The 16,008-nt window shown below is 70.4% G+C and carries 12 protein-coding genes and 4 tRNA genes; 7 read left to right on the forward strand and 9 right to left on the reverse strand.

What is annotated here, in order from left to right; genetic code table 11:
* Positions 1-12 precede the first annotated feature (12 nt).
* From ACF1AG_RS29985 to purM, 5 genes are all read left to right on the forward strand, one after another.
* Positions 13-849, forward strand: a complete 837-nt coding sequence (locus tag ACF1AG_RS29985; protein ID WP_359600961.1) for a M23 family metallopeptidase — start codon at positions 13-15, stop codon at positions 847-849.
* Between the two features lie 9 nt (positions 850-858).
* Entirely contained in the window at positions 859-1,656 is a 798-nt protein-coding gene (locus ACF1AG_RS29990) for a sterol carrier family protein (RefSeq protein ID WP_391810694.1), read from the forward strand.
* 108 nt (positions 1,657-1,764) lie between these two features.
* On the forward strand, positions 1,765-2,550 hold the full coding sequence (locus ACF1AG_RS29995) for an META domain-containing protein (RefSeq protein ID WP_391810695.1): 786 nt from the start codon (positions 1,765-1,767) through the stop codon (positions 2,548-2,550).
* A gap of 62 nt (positions 2,551-2,612) precedes the next feature.
* Positions 2,613-4,139 (forward strand): amidophosphoribosyltransferase, encoded by a 1,527-nt coding sequence (gene purF, locus ACF1AG_RS30000; RefSeq protein WP_359600958.1) that lies wholly within the window; start codon positions 2,613-2,615, stop codon positions 4,137-4,139.
* A 33-nt stretch (positions 4,140-4,172) separates the two neighbouring features.
* Positions 4,173-5,240: a phosphoribosylformylglycinamidine cyclo-ligase gene (gene purM, locus ACF1AG_RS30005; protein ID WP_359600957.1), complete on the forward strand. Its 1,068-nt coding sequence runs from the start codon at positions 4,173-4,175 to the stop codon at positions 5,238-5,240.
* Between the two features lie 122 nt (positions 5,241-5,362).
* On the opposite strand, the gene ACF1AG_RS30010 is transcribed toward purM, so the two are convergent.
* Complete coding sequence (locus tag ACF1AG_RS30010; RefSeq protein WP_191882871.1) at positions 5,363-5,611, reverse strand: DUF3073 domain-containing protein; 249 nt, start codon at positions 5,609-5,611, stop codon at positions 5,363-5,365.
* A 318-nt stretch (positions 5,612-5,929) separates the two neighbouring features.
* A complete protein-coding gene (locus ACF1AG_RS30015) occupies positions 5,930-7,018 on the reverse strand; it encodes a Glu/Leu/Phe/Val dehydrogenase dimerization domain-containing protein (protein WP_359606444.1) in 1,089 nt (362 codons plus the stop codon).
* A gap of 220 nt (positions 7,019-7,238) precedes the next feature.
* Between ACF1AG_RS30015 and ACF1AG_RS30020 the strand changes: the two genes are divergently transcribed.
* Positions 7,239-8,081, forward strand: a complete 843-nt coding sequence (locus tag ACF1AG_RS30020; RefSeq protein WP_391810696.1) for a hypothetical protein — start codon at positions 7,239-7,241, stop codon at positions 8,079-8,081.
* 540 nt (positions 8,082-8,621) lie between these two features.
* Positions 8,622-8,828, forward strand: a complete 207-nt coding sequence (gene bldC, locus ACF1AG_RS30025) for a developmental transcriptional regulator BldC (protein WP_003949541.1) — start codon at positions 8,622-8,624, stop codon at positions 8,826-8,828.
* Positions 8,829-9,264: 436 nt separating this feature from the next.
* Here the strand turns inward: bldC and ACF1AG_RS30030 are convergent, their stop codons facing one another.
* The 7 genes from ACF1AG_RS30030 to ACF1AG_RS30060 all read right to left on the reverse strand — a co-directional run bounded on the left by ACF1AG_RS30030 (position 9,265) and on the right by ACF1AG_RS30060 (position 15,972).
* Positions 9,265-9,483 carry a DUF6274 family protein gene (locus ACF1AG_RS30030; protein ID WP_359606440.1) on the reverse strand — a complete coding sequence of 73 codons (219 nt, stop codon included), beginning with the start codon at positions 9,481-9,483 and terminating at the stop codon, positions 9,265-9,267.
* Positions 9,484-9,710: 227 nt separating this feature from the next.
* Positions 9,711-9,785 (reverse strand) — tRNA-Asp (locus tag ACF1AG_RS30035).
* A 91-nt stretch (positions 9,786-9,876) separates the two neighbouring features.
* The gene (hrpA, locus tag ACF1AG_RS30040) at positions 9,877-13,866 is read right to left on the reverse strand and encodes an ATP-dependent RNA helicase HrpA (protein ID WP_391810697.1); all 3,990 of its coding nucleotides are present in this window, start codon (positions 13,864-13,866) and stop codon (positions 9,877-9,879) included.
* A 94-nt stretch (positions 13,867-13,960) separates the two neighbouring features.
* Positions 13,961-14,034, reverse strand: a tRNA-Phe gene (locus ACF1AG_RS30045).
* A 24-nt stretch (positions 14,035-14,058) separates the two neighbouring features.
* Positions 14,059-14,133: transfer RNA gene (locus ACF1AG_RS30050), tRNA-Asp, on the reverse strand.
* Between the two features lie 39 nt (positions 14,134-14,172).
* Positions 14,173-14,245: transfer RNA gene (locus ACF1AG_RS30055), tRNA-Glu, on the reverse strand.
* A gap of 80 nt (positions 14,246-14,325) precedes the next feature.
* The gene (locus tag ACF1AG_RS30060) at positions 14,326-15,972 is read right to left on the reverse strand and encodes a metallophosphoesterase (RefSeq protein ID WP_359606436.1); all 1,647 of its coding nucleotides are present in this window, start codon (positions 15,970-15,972) and stop codon (positions 14,326-14,328) included.
* Positions 15,973-16,008 lie beyond the last annotated feature (36 nt).

Here is a 16,008-nt window from a genome sequence, read left to right on the forward strand (position 1 = left end):
ACTGGGGGAAGCATGTCCGCACGCAAACTCGCCAAGACCGCCTACCGCGCGCTCCTGATCGCCTTCTTCGCCCTGGTGATCGCCCACGTGGCGCTGGACCTCGGCCATCCGGTGTGGTGGGACTTCGCGCCGCTGGTGCTGGCGTACGCGGTGCTGATCGTCGCCAACCGGTGGGGCGGAGCCCCGGACAGCGCCCGCGCCGCCCGGGCACCCGTCGAGGTCGAGCCTCCGGTGACCGGCCGCTGGATCGCGCTGAACAGCCCGGCGGACCACACCCCCAGCCACCACACCCACGCCTACGGCCAGACCTTCGCCATCGACGTGGTCGCCGAGCCCGAGCCGGGGTCCCGCCCGTCGTTCCGCGCGCTGTGGCCCGTGGCCCGGCGCAACGCCGACTTCCCCGCCCACGGCGCCCCGCTGCACGCGGTGGCCGATGCCACCGTCGTGCGGGCCACCGACACCGCCCGCGACCACCTCAGCCGCGGCTCGCTGCCCGCCCTCGCGTACCTGATGATCCTCGAGGCGAACGTCCGCGACCTGCTCGGCGCCGGAAGGATCCTCGGCAACCACGTGGTCCTCGACCTCGGCGACGGCGCCTACGCCCTCTACGCCCACCTCCGCCGCGGCTCACTGACCGTCCGCGAGGGCGACCGGGTCCACCCGGGCCAGGTGCTCGCCCAGGTCGGCAACTCGGGCAACTCCACCGAGCCCCACCTGCACTTCCAGCTCATGGACGGCCCCGACCCGGACACCGCGCGCGGCATACCGTTCACCTGGCGCGCCATCGGCGTCCCCCGCAACAACGAGGTGTTCGACGTCCCGGCCCGACCTGTCGGCGCCCGCGCATAGGCTTCCGCCATGCCACCGGCCAGGAAACGTCCCCGCTCCTACGACCCCGCCAAGACCCGCGCCGCCGTCCTGGCCCAGTTCGGGCACGTGCGCACCGCGGTCGGCACCCTCAGCCCGGAGCAGCTCGCCGCGCCGACCCGGCTCGGCGACTGGGCCGTCCGGGAGCTGGTCGCCCACATCGGCGTCGCGCTGCTGGCCGTCGACCGCCTGCTGGACGAGCCGGAGCCCGCGAAGCAGGACGCCCGGCTGACCGACTGGCCCGCCGCCATCGCCGCCGACGCCGGAACCATCGCGGACACCGCGCACCGGCTCGCGGCAGGCCACACCGACCTCGACACCTACCTGGCGGACGCCGAGCGGCGCTTCACCGTCCGCCTCGACGCCCACCCGAGCGGCAGGCTGCTCCCGACCAGCGCGGGCGCCCTGCCCCTCACCGACTACGTGGTCACCCGCGCCGTGGAGCTGGTCGTCCACACCGACGACCTGAACGCCGCCCTCCCCGGCCTGGACGTCCCGTACGACCGGCAGGCGCTGGCCACCTGCGTCCGGCTGCTGGCCGACGCGCTCGCCGCGAAGGCGCCCGGCGGCTCCACGGAGGTGCGCGTCCCGCCGTTCGCGGTGGTGCAGTGCGTCGAGGGGCCCCGGCACACGCGCGGCACCCCGCCGAACGTGGTGGAGACCGGCCCGCTCACCTGGATCCGGCTGGCCGGCGGCCGGCTCTCCTGGACGGAGGCCTTGGCCTCGGCCGAGGTCAGCGCGAGCGGCGAGCGCGCCGACCTCGGGCCGTACCTGCCGCTGCTCGGCTGAGGGACGGACGCCAAGACGGGCGCCGAGGGACGGCACGACGGACGGGCACCAGGAGACGGACGCCGGAACCGGAGGGAACCGCCCGCTCCGCCCTTCCGTCGAAGCGGCATGGACCGACAGAAGCACACCTCGCGCAGGACCCTGGCGGCCGTTGCCGTGCTCGTCGTCCCGTTCGCCGCGGCCTGCGGCAGCGAGAAGGCGGGCGCCGGAAGCGGCGCCGCCGAGGCGGAGCGGCCGGTCACCGGCGTCCGCTGGAACGTCGACAGCGTCACCGTGGACGGCGCCACCCACCGTGCCCCCGACGGCGCCCACCTCACCCTCGGCGAGGACGGACGCGCCACCGGCAACTACGGCTGCAACCTCTTCGAGGCCCGCGTCCGCACCGACGGCGACCGCGTCCGCCTGACCGCCCCCGAGACCACCCTGCGGGCCTGCGACGACCGGGTCATGGCGGGCGAGAGCGCCGTCTCCCGTGCTCTGGCCGCCGGAGAACTGAAGGCCGACGTCGAAGGCGACCGCCTCACGCTGACCACTGCGTCCGGCGACACCGTGCGACTCAGCGAGGCCCAGGACAGCCCGGTGCACGGCACCCGCTGGAACGTCACCACCCCCGACGGCGCCGGCCGTGCCCATCTCACCTTCGACCGGGAGCGCGGCGTGGTCTCCGGGAACCTGGGATGCAACCGGGTCCGGGCGAAGGCCACCGTGCGCGACGGCCATATCACCCTCGGCGTCCCGTCCCTGACCCGAATGATGTGCGAAGACTCACTCATGGACGCCGAGAAGGCCCTGACGAAGCTCTTCAACGGCCCCGCCCGATATGCGGTGGACGGCGACACCCTTACGCTGACCAGCCAAAACGGCACCGAGGTACGGGCCGTCGCGGCGCGCTGATCCACCCGTGCGGCCACATCCCGCATTCGGACCAGTGGTCGATCTCGCCTACACTCGGAGACGTGCCACGTGGTGACGGACGACTCAACCACGACCTGCTCCCCGGTGAGAAAGGCCCCCAGGACGCTTGCGGCGTCTTCGGTGTCTGGGCTCCGGGCGAAGAGGTCGCCAAGCTCACGTACTTCGGGCTCTACGCCCTCCAGCATCGGGGCCAGGAATCCGCGGGAATCGCGGTCAGCAACGGCTCCCAGATCCTCGTCTTCAAGGACATGGGCCTCGTGTCCCAGGTCTTCGACGAAACCTCGCTCGGCTCCCTGCAAGGTCACATCGCGGTCGGTCACGCCCGCTACTCGACCACCGGAGCCTCCGTGTGGGAGAACGCCCAGCCGACGTTCCGCGCCACCGCGCACGGATCCATCGCGCTCGGCCACAACGGCAACCTGGTCAACACGGCGCAGCTCGCCGACATGGTCGCCGAGCTCCCCAAGGAGAACGGCCGCGCGCCCAAGGTGGCCGCGACCAACGACACCGACCTGATCACCGCCCTGCTGGCCGGCCAGCGCGCCGCCGACGGCGAGCCGGTCACCGTGGAGCAGGCCGCGCATGTGGTCCTGCCCAAGGTCAAAGGCGCCTTCAGCCTCGTCTTCATGGACGAGAACACCCTCTACGCGGCGCGCGACCCGCAGGGCATCCGTCCGCTGGTCCTCGGCCGACTGGAGCGCGGCTGGGTGGTCGCCTCCGAGTCCGCCGCCCTCGACATCTGCGGCGCGAGCTACGTCCGTGAGATCGAGCCGGGCGAGTTCGTCGCCATCGACCAGAACGGACTGCGAACGTCCCGGTTCGCGGAAGCGAAGCCCAAGGGATGCGTCTTCGAGTACGTGTACCTGGCCCGCCCCGACACCGACATCGCCGGGCGGAACGTCTACCTCTCGCGCGTCGAGATGGGCCGGAAGCTCGCTGCTGAGGCCCCGGCCGAGGCCGACCTGGTGATAGCGACGCCGGAGTCCGGCACGCCCGCCGCCATCGGTTACGCGGAGGCCTCCGGCATCCCCTTCGGCGCCGGCCTGGTCAAGAACGCGTACGTCGGCCGGACGTTCATCCAGCCGTCGCAGACCATCCGGCAGCTGGGCATCCGTCTGAAGCTCAACCCGCTCAAGGAAGTCATCAAGGGCAAGCGCCTGGTCGTCGTGGACGACTCGATCGTGCGCGGCAACACCCAGCGGGCCCTGGTCCGCATGCTCCGTGAGGCGGGCGCCGCCGAGGTCCACATCCGGATCTCCTCGCCGCCCGTGAAGTGGCCCTGCTTCTTCGGCATCGACTTCGCCACCCGCGCCGAGCTGATCGCCAACGGCATGACCATCGAGGAGATCGGCACCTCGCTCGGCGCCGACTCCCTGGCGTACATCTCCCTCGACGGCATGATCGAGGCGACCACCATCGCCAAGCCCAACCTGTGCCGCGCCTGCTTCGACGGCGAGTACCCGATGGAGCTGCCCGACCCCGAGCTCCTCGGCAAGCAGCTGTTGGAGACCGAGCTGGCCGCCGGCACCGCCGCCCCGGCCGCGGTCGACGCGATCCGCCGCCCGTAAGCCCTGACGGACGACACGAAAGCTCTCACAGCCATGTCCCAGAACACTGGTGCCAGCTACGCAGCGGCGGGCGTCGACATCGAAGCGGGCGACCGCGCGGTCGAGCTGATGAAGGAGTGGGTGAAGAAGACGCAGCGTCCCGAGGTTCTCGGCGGCCTCGGCGGATTCGCCGGCCTCTTCGACGCCTCCGCCCTGAAGAACTACGAGCGCCCGCTGCTCGCCTCCGCCACGGACGGCGTCGGCACCAAGGTCGACATCGCCCGCCAGATGGGCGTGTACGACTCCATCGGGCACGACCTGGTCGCGATGGTCATGGACGACATCGTGGTGTGCGGCGCCGAGCCGCTGTTCATGACCGACTACATCTGCGTCGGCAAGGTCCACCCCGAGCGTGTCGCGGCGATCGTCAAGGGCATCGCGGAAGGCTGCGTGCTGGCCGGATGCGCCCTGGTGGGCGGCGAGACGGCCGAGCACCCGGGTCTGCTGGGTCCGGACGACTTCGACGTCGCCGGCGCCGGTACGGGCGTGGTGGAGGCCGACCGGCTGCTGGGCGCCGACCGCATCCGTTCGGGTGACGCGGTGATCGCCATGGCGTCCTCGGGACTTCACTCCAACGGCTACTCGCTCGTCCGCCACGTACTGCTGGAGCGGGCGGGACTGTCGCTGGACGCCCGGATCGACGAGCTGGGCCGCACCCTCGGCGAGGAGCTGCTGGAGCCCACCAAGATCTACTCGCTGGACTGCCTGTCGCTGATCCACACCGCCGAGGTGCACGCGTTCAGCCACGTCACCGGCGGCGGACTGGCGGCCAACCTCGCCCGGGTGATCCCGGACGGGCTGCACGCCACGGTGGACCGCTCCACCTGGACGCCCGCCCCGGTGTTCGACCTGGTCGGACGGACCGGCTCGGTCGAGCGGCTGGAGCTGGAGAAGACGCTGAACATGGGCGTCGGCATGATCGCCATGGTGCCGCAGGAGTCCGTCGACGTGGCGCTGACCACGCTGGCGGACCGCGGCGTGGACGCCTGGGTGGCCGGCGAGATCACCGAGCGCGGTGACCACACCACGGGTGCTGCTCTTGTCGGTGACTACGCGAACTGAGCACGGAGGTGCCGCCCGCCCGGTGAACGGGCGGGCGGCACACCGGCCGACGCAGTTGGCCCGGGCAGCACTGAACCCGGTCGGTGACCTGGGTCACCGACCGGGCTCATGCACCCGCAAGGTCAAGCGCCGCGACGCTGTTGCGAGGACGGGCCGTCCTCGTCCTCGTCGTCGTCCTCGTAGAGGTCGGCGTACTTTGCGTACAGGTCGTCGTCTTGCTCATCGTCCTCGAAACGATCACCGTTCGGTGACTGATTCGATGTCGATGCGCCCAGCTCCTCGGCCAGGCGTGAGAGGTCAGTCCCACCGCTGTTGTACTTCAGCTGGCGGGCGACCTTCGTCTGCTTGGCCTTGGCCCGGCCGCGCCCCATGGCTCGACCCCCTCAACGACGGGGCTCGACGGCCCCAGAGTCTTGACACGCGTTCATGGTCCAGAACGGGCTCTCCGTGGAGAGACCGGTCTGTAGGGCTTCCACGGTACCTGAGCCCGCGGCCATACGGTACGTCGCCCGCATGACGTGCCCGTGCCCGGGACCGTCGAGGCGCCCTGTCCTCGCTGGTCAATCGCGATTTTAACCACTTATCGGCGGTCGACCCGCCGGGAGAAGTGAGAGTTCTCTCCAAGTGCCCCCCGGCGGGTACCGCTCAGGTGTGCGAAGAGCCCCGATCGGGGGCACCGCGCACGGACCTCATCGCAGTGGACGCGCCTCCGCCATCCGCTGCTCGGCGATCCGGTCGGCCGCGGCGGCCGGCGGAATACCGTCTTCCTTCGCACGTGCGAATATGGCGAGCGTGGTGTCGAAGATCTTCGACGCCTTCGCCTTGCACCGGTCGAAATCGAAGCCGTGCAGCTCGTCCGCCACCTGGATCACGCCGCCGGCGTTCACCACGTAGTCCGGCGCGTAGAGGATCCCGCGGTCCGCGAGGTCCTTCTCCACGCCCGGGTGGGCGAGCTGGTTGTTGGCCGCGCCGCAGACCACCTTGGCGGTCAGCACCGGCACGGTGTCGTCGTTCAGGGCCCCGCCGAGCGCGCACGGGGCGTAGACGTCCAGGCCCTCGGTGCGGATCAGCGTCCCGGTGTCGGCCACGGCCGACACGCCCTCGGGATGCCGCTCGAGGATGCGGCGGACGGCGTCCTCACGCACGTCGGTGATCACGACCTCGGCGCCCTCGGCCCGCAGGTGCTCCACCAGGTGGTGCCCGACCTTGCCCACGCCCGCGATGCCGACCTTGCGGTCGCGCAGCGAGGGGTCGCCCCACAGGTGCTGGGCGGCGGCCCGCATGCCCTGGTAGACGCCGTAGGAGGTGAGCACCGACGAGTCGCCCGCGCCGCCGTTCTCGGGGGAGCGGCCGGTGGTCCAGCGGCACTCCCGGGCCACGACGTCCATGTCGGCGACGTACGTGCCGACGTCGCACGCGGTGACGTAGCGGCCGCCGAGGGAGGCGACGAACCGGCCGTAGGCCAGCAGCAGCTCCTCGGTCTTGATCCGCTCCGGGTCGCCGATGATCACGGCCTTGCCGCCGCCGTGGTCGAGACCGGCCATGGCGTTCTTGTACGACATCCCGCGCGCGAGGTTGAGCGCGTCGGCGACGGCCTCCTCCTCGGAGGCGTACGGGTAGAAACGCGTGCCGCCCAGGGCGGGGCCCAGAGCGGTGGAGTGGAGGGCGATGACGGCCTTGAGGCCGCTGGCACGGTCCTGGCAGAGCACGACTTGTTCGTGGCCGCCCTGGTCCGAACGGAACAGGGTGTGCAGGACGCCGTCAGATACGTCGGTCACTGTGGTGACTCCTGAGTAAGTAGCGGCGGGTGGGACGGGCTCCCGTACGGGTGGCGGGGGCTGTGGCACGAGAGTAGATCCTTACTTGCCGGTCGGCGGCACTGTGTCCCGGATCACCTCCGTCCGGAGTACCGCGTGCGACGATTTGCCGGGGTTTCCCACCCGTCCGGGCGGAGGACGGGCAGGTTTTCGCGGCGGTCCGCGGGGGAGGGAGCAGAGCGTGACCAAGGTGTCCTCGGTGATCGTCCCCTACGCCTCCTACCTGCGCGTGTACGAACCGCTGGCCGCCTTTCCCGAGCCGGAGCGCGGCCACTGGGAGCGGTACGCCCGGCGCGACGACCTTCCCTCCTACCAGGAGGAGCTGCGCCGGTCGCTGGCCGGCCTCGCGGCGGTCCCGCCGGCGCCGGTCCCGGTGCACGAGAGCGACGACGCCTTCGTGCTGGAGACGGACGGCGAGGTCCGCGTCTGCCCGTGGCGCACCAGGCTGCGCGGCTGGCTGGCCCTGGGCGGCCTGGCGGAGGAGTACCCGCTGCCGGTCCTGGACGCCCTGCTGCCCCCGGTCGTGCGGGACGAGACGAGCCGGGACTACGAGCGCTGGCTGGCCGAGCACCCCGACGCGCGGCCGTGGATCCGCACCTCCACCTGGCAGGTGCCGATCAACTGGTTCGTGCTCTTCGCCGACGAGGAGCGCGAGTACGCCAGGGCTCCCGCGGGCGAGGTACCGGTCCTGCGTTACCGCACGCCCATGGTGCAGGCGCGACGCCGGGTGGCACGGGGGCTGCGGGCGCTGCGGGACGCGGTGGACGAGAGCCTGCTGATCGACGGCCTGGTGGACGTCGGCCGCTGGCTGGAGGAGTTCCACCCGCGCTCGCTGGTCGAGCTGGATTACGGAGGACTGGTCCACGCCCTGCCGGCCAGCGCCCTGGAGGACGACCACTCGGCGGCCGACGTGGGCGAGGGGATCGCGGCGCTGCGGCGGGGCGACGAAGGGGGCGCGGCGGACGCGTACGGGCGCCTCGTCGAGCGCTGGCGCGCGGTCCGTGACCTGCGCTCGGCGAACTGACGTTTGACCAAACGCCCTTCATGGGGTTTTGTCTTCGCCCTGAGGTTGGTTGAAGTCGCGTCAATCCGGATGCGACATCGGACGTAGCGGCCGTACCGGGCGTAAGTCTCAAGTGTGTCAAGCGTGACGGACCGCACGTACAAGGCCCTTGCGTCCCTTGCCCCTCCTCATGCCAAAATAGGACAAGGAGTCCGGGGAGGGCTCCTCCGTCCTGCTGTGCTCCACTATGGGCGGAATCTCAGCATTGCACGCTTTGGGGGGTCCGGTGACTCCTGCACGCTGCTGTGACTGATCGTCACAGGGGCGTGACTGTCCGCTATGGCATGGTCCATCGGCTTCCGCGGCTGATGAACACCTGGGAGGGCAATTCCATCGGTTTGGCCGACGTGGCTGGACAGATGGTGTAGTTGTAGTGCCGAGGACAAGCCGTTCGTCCTATAACCGACTCGACTCGCGTCCGCCATTTCGGGCAACGCGGGTCAAGGTGCAGAATTTAGAGGAAAGAACCGAGAAGGTTCGGTTCTCCCGAGGAGGCCGCTCATGACCGCTCGCACCCCTGATGCCGAGCCGCTGCTGACCCCCGCTGAGGTTGCCACCATGTTCCGCGTCGACCCGAAGACGGTCACGCGCTGGGCGAAGGCCGGCAAGCTCACGTCGATCCGCACGCTCGGCGGGCACCGCCGCTACCGCGAGGCCGAGGTCCGCGCACTGCTCGCGGGCATCCCGCAGCAGCGCAGCGAGGCCTGAACCTGCATGAACCGGGCAGAACCGGCTGGTCCCCCACCGGCCGCGACGCCCGGCAACTTTAGCTCCAAGCGACGCGGGGACTGCCCCAACAGCCCCCCAGCCCAACCGAATCAGAGCTTCACGGCCAACTGAACACCGGGTGCGTCGTCGATCGCGCTGGACTCCGCCGGGTCCAGCGCGATCTTTTTTGTGCGCCGGTGATGGGTCCGCGCGCGGGTCCGGACGGCCTCAACAGCCTTCTGTGCGCGGGCTTGTCGGACTCTGAGGACGCCTGTGGGATCGGCTCCGGAGAGGGCACGGCGGAGCGCTCAGGAGAGTGCAATTGCACATATTAAATTGACCTGTTGTAGGCGAGGCGTAAGTTCCGCCCTCGTGAAAACTCATGCGGTGACACCCGTCACATACCAGCTGGGTTGTTGGGCCGACGGCATATGCGCTAGACGCAACGCGCGTCGGCGGCGGCTTGTTCCTGGGGATCTTCGACGGGCTCGGACGGCTCCACGGGCCCGTCGTCGTCAGCGGGCGCGGAGTCCATCGCCAGGCGCTGGAGACGGTGGCAGACCGGGCAGTGACGGGTGAGATGCCGGTACGACGACGCGGCCGCGAGATGTGCGCGGAGCAGTGCCCTCGTCTCGTGCCTGACCGATGCCGTCATACGCCACCTCCGGTCCCCCGCGGACAGTGCCCTGTTCCTGGAGTACCGAGGGACGGCAGGGCCGTCAAGACGGCGCAGAGGCCCCGGACAAGGGCGTTGAAGCCCTTCCCGGGGCTCAGCCTGCGGAGGGTGCGTCACGGCGCCTCCGGGGCGCCCGCACAGGCTTGCACGGACCTGCACATGCGGAAGGCCCGCCATCCCTTACGGGGGGCGGGCCTTCCGGTATGCGGTCCTGACGGGATTTGAACCCGCGGCCTCCACCTTGACAGGGTGGCGAGCACTCCAAACTGCTCCACAGGACCAGAATCGCGGCGCTTTCCTGCGTTGCGCTGCGAGAAGGACTGTACAGGAGCGGGAGCCCCCTGGTCGAACTCACCCTGCGTGCGGGTCCCGTCACGGCGCCGCGGCGTCGATCGCCTTCACGATCCGCTTGTCCGACACGGGGTACGCCGTGCCCAGTGCGTGGGCGAAGTAGCTGACCCGCAGCTCCTCGATCATCCAGCGGATGTCCCGCACCTGCTGCGGCACCGGCCGGCCCTGCGGCATCTGTTCCAGGAGCCAGGCGTACTCGTCCTGCATCTCGTGGACCTTCGCCATGCGCGTGGTGTCCCGCTGAACGTTCGTCGGCATCTGCTGGAGCCGGCGGTCGGCGGCCACCAGGTACCGCATCAGGTCCGGCATCCTGCGCAGCCCCGCCTCGGTCACGAAGCCCGGCCGTACCAGCCCGTCCAGCTGCTTCCGGACGTCCTGAAGGTTCGGCAGCAGCGCAGGGCTGCGAACGCCCTTCAGGCGGCGCTCACAGGCCTGCCAGGCGGCCAGCACCTGCTGCACCTGCCCGACCGCGCGGACCGTCGTGTCGACGATCTCCGCCCGCACCTTGTCGAACAGCTTGCGGTAGGACTCCTCGTCCCACACCGGGCCGCCGAAGTCCGCGATCAGCTTGTCCGCCGCGGCCATGGCGCAGTCGTCGAACAGCGCCTGCACCGAGCCGTGCGGATTGGCCGACAGGGCGAGCTTCTGAGGGTTGGTCAGCTTCTCGGACGCGAACTTCGCGGGATTGACCGGGATGCCCAGCAGGATCAGCCGCCGGGTGCCCTTCCACATCGCCTCCGCCTGCTCGGCCTCCGAGTCGAACAGCCGCACCGACACCGAGTCGCCGTCGTCCACCAGCGCCGGGTACGCCTTCACCGGCTGACCGGCCCGGCGCGTTTCGAACACCCGGGTGAGCGAACCGATCGTCCAGTCCGTCAGCCCCTTGCGCTCCAGGGACTCCCCGCCCTGACGCTGCGCCGTGGCGGCGGCCGCCTGCGACAGCGCCTTGCGCGCCTTGGGACGCAGCTTGAGCTTCAGCGCCTCCAGGTCCTTGTCCTCGGCGAGCGTGCGGCGCCGCTCGTCCACGATCCTGAACGTCACCTTCAAGTGGTCGGGGACGCGGGACCAGTCGAAGTCCTCCGCCTCGAACGGCACCCCGACCATCCGCTTCAGCTCGCGGGCCATGGTGACGGGCAGCGGCTCCTGCAGCGGCACGGCGCGCTCCAGGAACGCCTTCGCGTAGTTCGGCGCCGGCACGTAGTTGCGCCGGATCGGCTTGGGCAGGGAGCGGATCAGCTCCGTGACGACCTCTTCGCGCAGACCCGGGATCTGCCAGTCGAAGCCCTCGTCCGTGACCTGGTTCAGTACCTGGAGCGGGATGTGGACGGTCACACCGTCCGCGTCCGCCCCGGGCTCGAACTGGTACGTCACACGGAACTTGAGCGGGCCCTGCCGCCACGTGTCGGGGTAGTCGGCCTTGGTGACCGCGTCCGCCGACTCACGGACCAGCATCTCCCGCTCGAAGTCGAGGAAGTCGGGCTGCTCGTGCCGCTTGTGCTTCCACCACGAGTCGAAGTGCGCGCCCGAGACCACATGTTCGGGGATCCGCCGGTCGTAGAAGTCGAAGAGCGTCTCGTCGTCGACCAGGATGTCCCGGCGCCGCGCCCGGTGCTCCAGTTCCTCGACCTCGGTGAGCAGCTTGCGGTTGTCCGCGAAGAACTTGTGGTGCGTGCGCCAGTCGCCCTCCACCAGGGCGTTGCGGATGAACAGCTCCCGGGAGAGCTCCGCGTCGATCCGGCCGTAGTTGACCTTCCGCTGCGCCACGATCGGCACGCCGTACAGCGTGACCTTCTCGTACGCCAGCACGGCCGCCTGGTCCTTCTCCCAGTGCGGCTCGCTGTAGGTGCGCTTGAGCAGGTGCTCGGCGAGCGGCTCGACCCACTCCGGCTCGATCTTCGCGTTGACCCGAGCCCACAGCCGGGACGTCTCCACCAGCTCCGCCGACATCACGAACCGCGGCGGCTTCTTGAACAGCGCGGAGCCCGGGAAGATCGCGAACTTGGCGTTGCGGGCGCCGAGGTACTCGTTGCGCCCGCCGTCACGCCGGCCGCCGCCCTGCCCGGAGTCCTTGGACTCCTTCACGTCCTTCATGCCGATGTGCGAGAGAAGACCGGCCAGCAGGGACACGTGGACGCGGTCGGCGGGGGCGTCCTCGTCGTTGAGGTGGATGCCCATCTGCTTGGCGACGGTCCGCAGCTGGGCGTAGATGTCCTGCCACTCGCGGATGCGCAGGAAGTTCAGGTACTCCTGCTTGCACATCCGCCGGAACGACGACGAGCCGCGCTCCTTCTGCTGCTCGCGGATGTACCGCCACAGGTTGAGGAAGGCGAGGAAGTCGCTGGTCTCGTCGCGGAAACGGGCGTGCTGCTGGTCGGCCTGCGTCTGCTTGTCCGCGGGACGTTCACGCGGGTCCTGGATGGACAGGGCGGCGGCGATGACCATGACCTCGCGGACGCAGCCGTTGCGGTCGGCCTCCAGCACCATGCGCGCCAGACGCGGGTCCACCGGCAGCTGGGCCAGCTTCCGGCCGGTCTGCGTGAGGCGCTTGCGCGGGTCCTTCTGCGTGGGGTCCAGCGCGCCGAGCTCGTGGAGCAGCTGGACGCCGTCACGGATGTTGCGGTGGTCCGGCGGGTCGATGAAGGGGAACTTCTCGATCTCGCCCAGGCCGGCCGCCGTCATCTGGAGGATGACCGAGGCGAGGTTGGTCCGCAGGATCTCCGCGTCGGTGAACTCCGGGCGGGAGAGGAAGTCGTCCTCGCTGTACAGCCGGATGCAGATGCCGTCCGAAGTGCGGCCGCAGCGGCCCTTGCGCTGGTTGGCGCTGGCCTGTGAGACCGGCTCGATCGGCAGCCGCTGCACCTTGGTGCGGTGGCTGTAGCGCGAGATGCGGGCGAAGCCGGGGTCGATGACGTACTTGATGCCGGGGACGGTGAGGGAGGTCTCGGCCACGTTGGTGGCCAGCACGATGCGGCGTCCGCCGTGCGGCTGGAACACCCGGTGCTGCTCGGCGTGCGACAGACGCGCGTACAGCGGCAGCACCTCGGTGGAGCGGTACCGCTTCTTGGTGAGCGCGTCCGCCGTGTCCCGGATCTCCCGCTCGCCGGAGAGGAACACCAGGATGTCGCCGGGACCCTCCGCCATCAGCTCCTCGACGGCCTCGGTGATCGCGGTGATCTGATCCCGGTCGGCGTCGGCGTCGTCGTCGGGGTTCTCCTCCAGCAGCGGCCGGTACCGCACCTCCACCGGGTACGTCCGCCCGCTGACCTCGATGATCGGGGCGTCGCCGAAGTGCCGCGAGAAACGCTCCGGGTCGATCGTCGCCGAGGTGATGACGACCTTGAGGTCGGGGCGCTTCGGCAGCAGCTGGGCGAGATAGCCGAGCAGGAAGTCGATGTTCAGGGACCGCTCGTGCGCCTCGTCGATGATGATCGTGTCGTAGGCGCGCAGTTCGCGGTCGGTCTGGATCTCCGCGAGGAGGATGCCGTCCGTCATCAGCTTGACGAACGTGGCCTCCGGATCCACCTGATCGGTGAAGCGGACCTTCCAGCCGACGGCCTCGCCGAGCGGGGTGTCCAGCTCCTCGGCCACCCGCTCGGCCACCGTACGGGCCGCGATCCGGCGGGGCTGGGTGTGCCCGATCATGCCGCGGACGCCGCGCCCCAGCTCCATGCAGATCTTCGGGATCTGCGTCGTCTTCCCGGATCCCGTCTCACCGGCCACGATCACCACCTGGTGATCACGGATGGCCTCGGCGATGGCGTCCTTCTTCTGGCTGACGGGCAGCTGCTCGGGATACCTGACCTCCGGCACCCTGGCCCGGCGCGCCGCCATGCGCTTCTCGGCCGCGGCGACCTCCGCCTCGATCTCGCCGAGCACGGCGGTGCGCGCCTCCGGCTTGCGGATCTTGCGGGCGCCCTCGAGCCGCCGCCCGAGCCGGTGCGCATCGCGCAGCGACAGTTCGGAGAGGCGGGAGGCGAGGGAGCCGAGGGCGGGGGCAGAGTGCGTAGACATACGGACTCCAGGATCTCAGACCGCCGAAAAGCGCGGCGAGCCATTTTGCCGGGGCACACAACAAGGCCCCGATCGGAGATCGGGGCCTTTGCTGTGGCTGGGGCCGGGGTCGAACCGGCGACCTTCCGCTTTTCAGGCGGACGCTCGTACCAACTGAGCTACCCAGCCGCGATGTTTCACGTGAAACATCAGCGGTCCTGACGGGATTTGAACCCGCGGCCTCCACCTTGACAGGGTGGCGAGCACTCCAAACTGCTCCACAGGACCAAGCTTGTGTCGTACGACAGTGTCGCACAGGGTGGTGCGTGCCCCCAACGGGATTCGAACCCGTGCTACCGCCTTGAAAGGGCGGCGTCCTAGGCCGCTAGACGATGAGGGCTATCGGCCCGCCTGGGCGCTTCTCAGCGCGTCGGGGACGTGAGAAGCATATGGGATGGCGGGATGGTTCGCCAAAACGGTTCATGACCGGGGGCGCGACGGCGTGGCGGTGGGGGGCGAGGGGGTCGTCCCCGACGGGCTGCCGGACGGTGCGCCGGGGGAGCTTCCGGAGGGGGACGGGGAGCTGCCCGCGCCCGGCTGGTTCTCCTCGGGCAGGTGCCGGCTGACCTCCGCCGTGGTGAGCCCGAGGCCGCCCAGCTCGATCGAGTCCCAGGCCTGGAGGCGCTTGGTGTCCCGGTCGAAGTAGAGGATCGACGTCTCGATCGGGTCGGGGTACTTGCCCTCGATCGCCCGCAGGCCGCTGCCGCCGGTGGAGCCCTCGACGCGCAGCCGGGTGCCGTACCGCATGACCTCGGTGTCCTCCCGGTGCAGATGGCCGGAGAGGACCAGCGGCACGGTCCCGTCGACCTCGCGGGCCGCCGAGGGCTCGTGGACGACCGCCACGTCCACCGGGGTGCCGGCCCGCTTCTGGTCCCGCATCGCGGAGGCGAGCCGGGCGCCCGCCAGCTCCTGGGACTGCTCGGCGCCCGTCCTCTGCGTGCGGTCGGGGGTGAACTGCGGATCGCCGATCCCGGCGAAACGCAGGCCCGCGATGGTCCGCGCCCGGCCATCGTCCAGGACGTGCACGTTCCTCATCCGGTCGAGGTAGCGCTGGGTGACGAGCGAGTCGTGATTGCCGCGCACCCAGACGTACGGGGCGCCCAGGTCCTCGATCGGGTCCAAGAAGCCGTTCTCGGCGGCCGTGCCGTGGTCCATCGTGTCGCCGGAGTCGACGATCACGTCCACCTGGTACTGCTCCACCAGCGAGGCGATGATCTTCCAGCTCGCGGGGTTGAGGTGGATGTCGGAGACGTGCAGGACCCGGATGGTGGTCGGGTCCGGCTGGTAGACGGGGAGCGTGGACGTGGCGTCGTAGAGCTTGGTCACGTTGGTGACCAGACGGGCCAACTCCTGCTGGTAGACGTCGAACTCGGTCACGATGCTGCGCGCGTCGCCGACCAGCGAGGGTGCGGAGGACAGCAGGCCGGAGAACTTCGGTTCCAGCACCGAGTCCGGGTTCCAGGTCGCGTACGCCGTGCCGCCGGACGCGGCCAGCAGCCCGAGGGCGAGCCCTCCGGCGGCCAGGGCGCGGCGCGGACGGCGGTAGACGAGGAGGCCGAGCGTGGCGGCGCCGGTGACGACGGCGACGCAGGAGCGCACGGCGAGGTCCGCGGTGCCGCGGGTGATGTCGTCGGTGACCTCGTCCTGCAGCCCCGAGAGGCGCTCAGGGTGGTCGACCAGCGCGCGGGAGCGCTCGGGGTCGAGCTGGTCGACGTTGACGTCGAGGCGGACCGGCGCGATGTGGCTGTCGAGCTGCAGCGCGCCCAGGGGCGACACGTTGATCTTCGTGCCGCCGGTGAAGGACGGCCGCAGGGTCATGGTGGTGTCCATCGGGCCCACCGGCACACGGACGTTGCCGACGACGAGCAGGCCGAGCCACGCGCCGAGCAGCACCACCGAGACGAGACCGAGGGCGCGCACCCAGGGGCGCGGGCGTGCCCCGGAAGTGAGAGCGAGGGCCGGCGCGGCAGGGGGCCGGGTGCCGGACCGCCGGCGGCGGGTCGGGGCCTGCGGGAGCCGTGGGAAGCGGTGGATCAGGTTCATGACGGCAGTCGGGACGCGGGCCATTGATCCCCTATGCCCCTACGGGCGGCCGGATATGCG

Origin of the sequence: Streptomyces sp. NPDC014764, assembly GCF_043082785.1 — a bacterium.
Lineage (GTDB): Bacteria > Actinomycetota > Actinomycetes > Streptomycetales > Streptomycetaceae > Streptomyces > Streptomyces althioticus.

Excerpts from the sequence above, each read along its gene's own strand:
- purM (WP_359600957.1), top strand. The coding sequence starts at position 4,173 with ATGTCCCAGAACACTGGTGCCAGCTACGCAGCGGCGGGCGTCGACATC.
- ACF1AG_RS30030 (WP_359606440.1), bottom strand. The coding sequence starts at position 9,483 with ATGACGGCATCGGTCAGGCACGAGACGAGGGCACTGCTCCGCGCACAT.
- ACF1AG_RS30010 (WP_191882871.1), bottom strand. The coding sequence starts at position 5,611 with ATGGGGCGCGGCCGGGCCAAGGCCAAGCAGACGAAGGTCGCCCGCCAG.
- ACF1AG_RS30060 (WP_359606436.1), bottom strand. The coding sequence starts at position 15,972 with ATGGCCCGCGTCCCGACTGCCGTCATGAACCTGATCCACCGCTTCCCA.
- ACF1AG_RS29990 (WP_391810694.1), top strand. The coding sequence starts at position 859 with ATGCCACCGGCCAGGAAACGTCCCCGCTCCTACGACCCCGCCAAGACC.
- bldC (WP_003949541.1), top strand. The coding sequence starts at position 8,622 with ATGACCGCTCGCACCCCTGATGCCGAGCCGCTGCTGACCCCCGCTGAG.
- ACF1AG_RS29995 (WP_391810695.1), top strand. The coding sequence starts at position 1,765 with ATGGACCGACAGAAGCACACCTCGCGCAGGACCCTGGCGGCCGTTGCC.
- hrpA (WP_391810697.1), bottom strand. The coding sequence starts at position 13,866 with ATGTCTACGCACTCTGCCCCCGCCCTCGGCTCCCTCGCCTCCCGCCTC.
- ACF1AG_RS29985 (WP_359600961.1), top strand. The coding sequence starts at position 13 with ATGTCCGCACGCAAACTCGCCAAGACCGCCTACCGCGCGCTCCTGATC.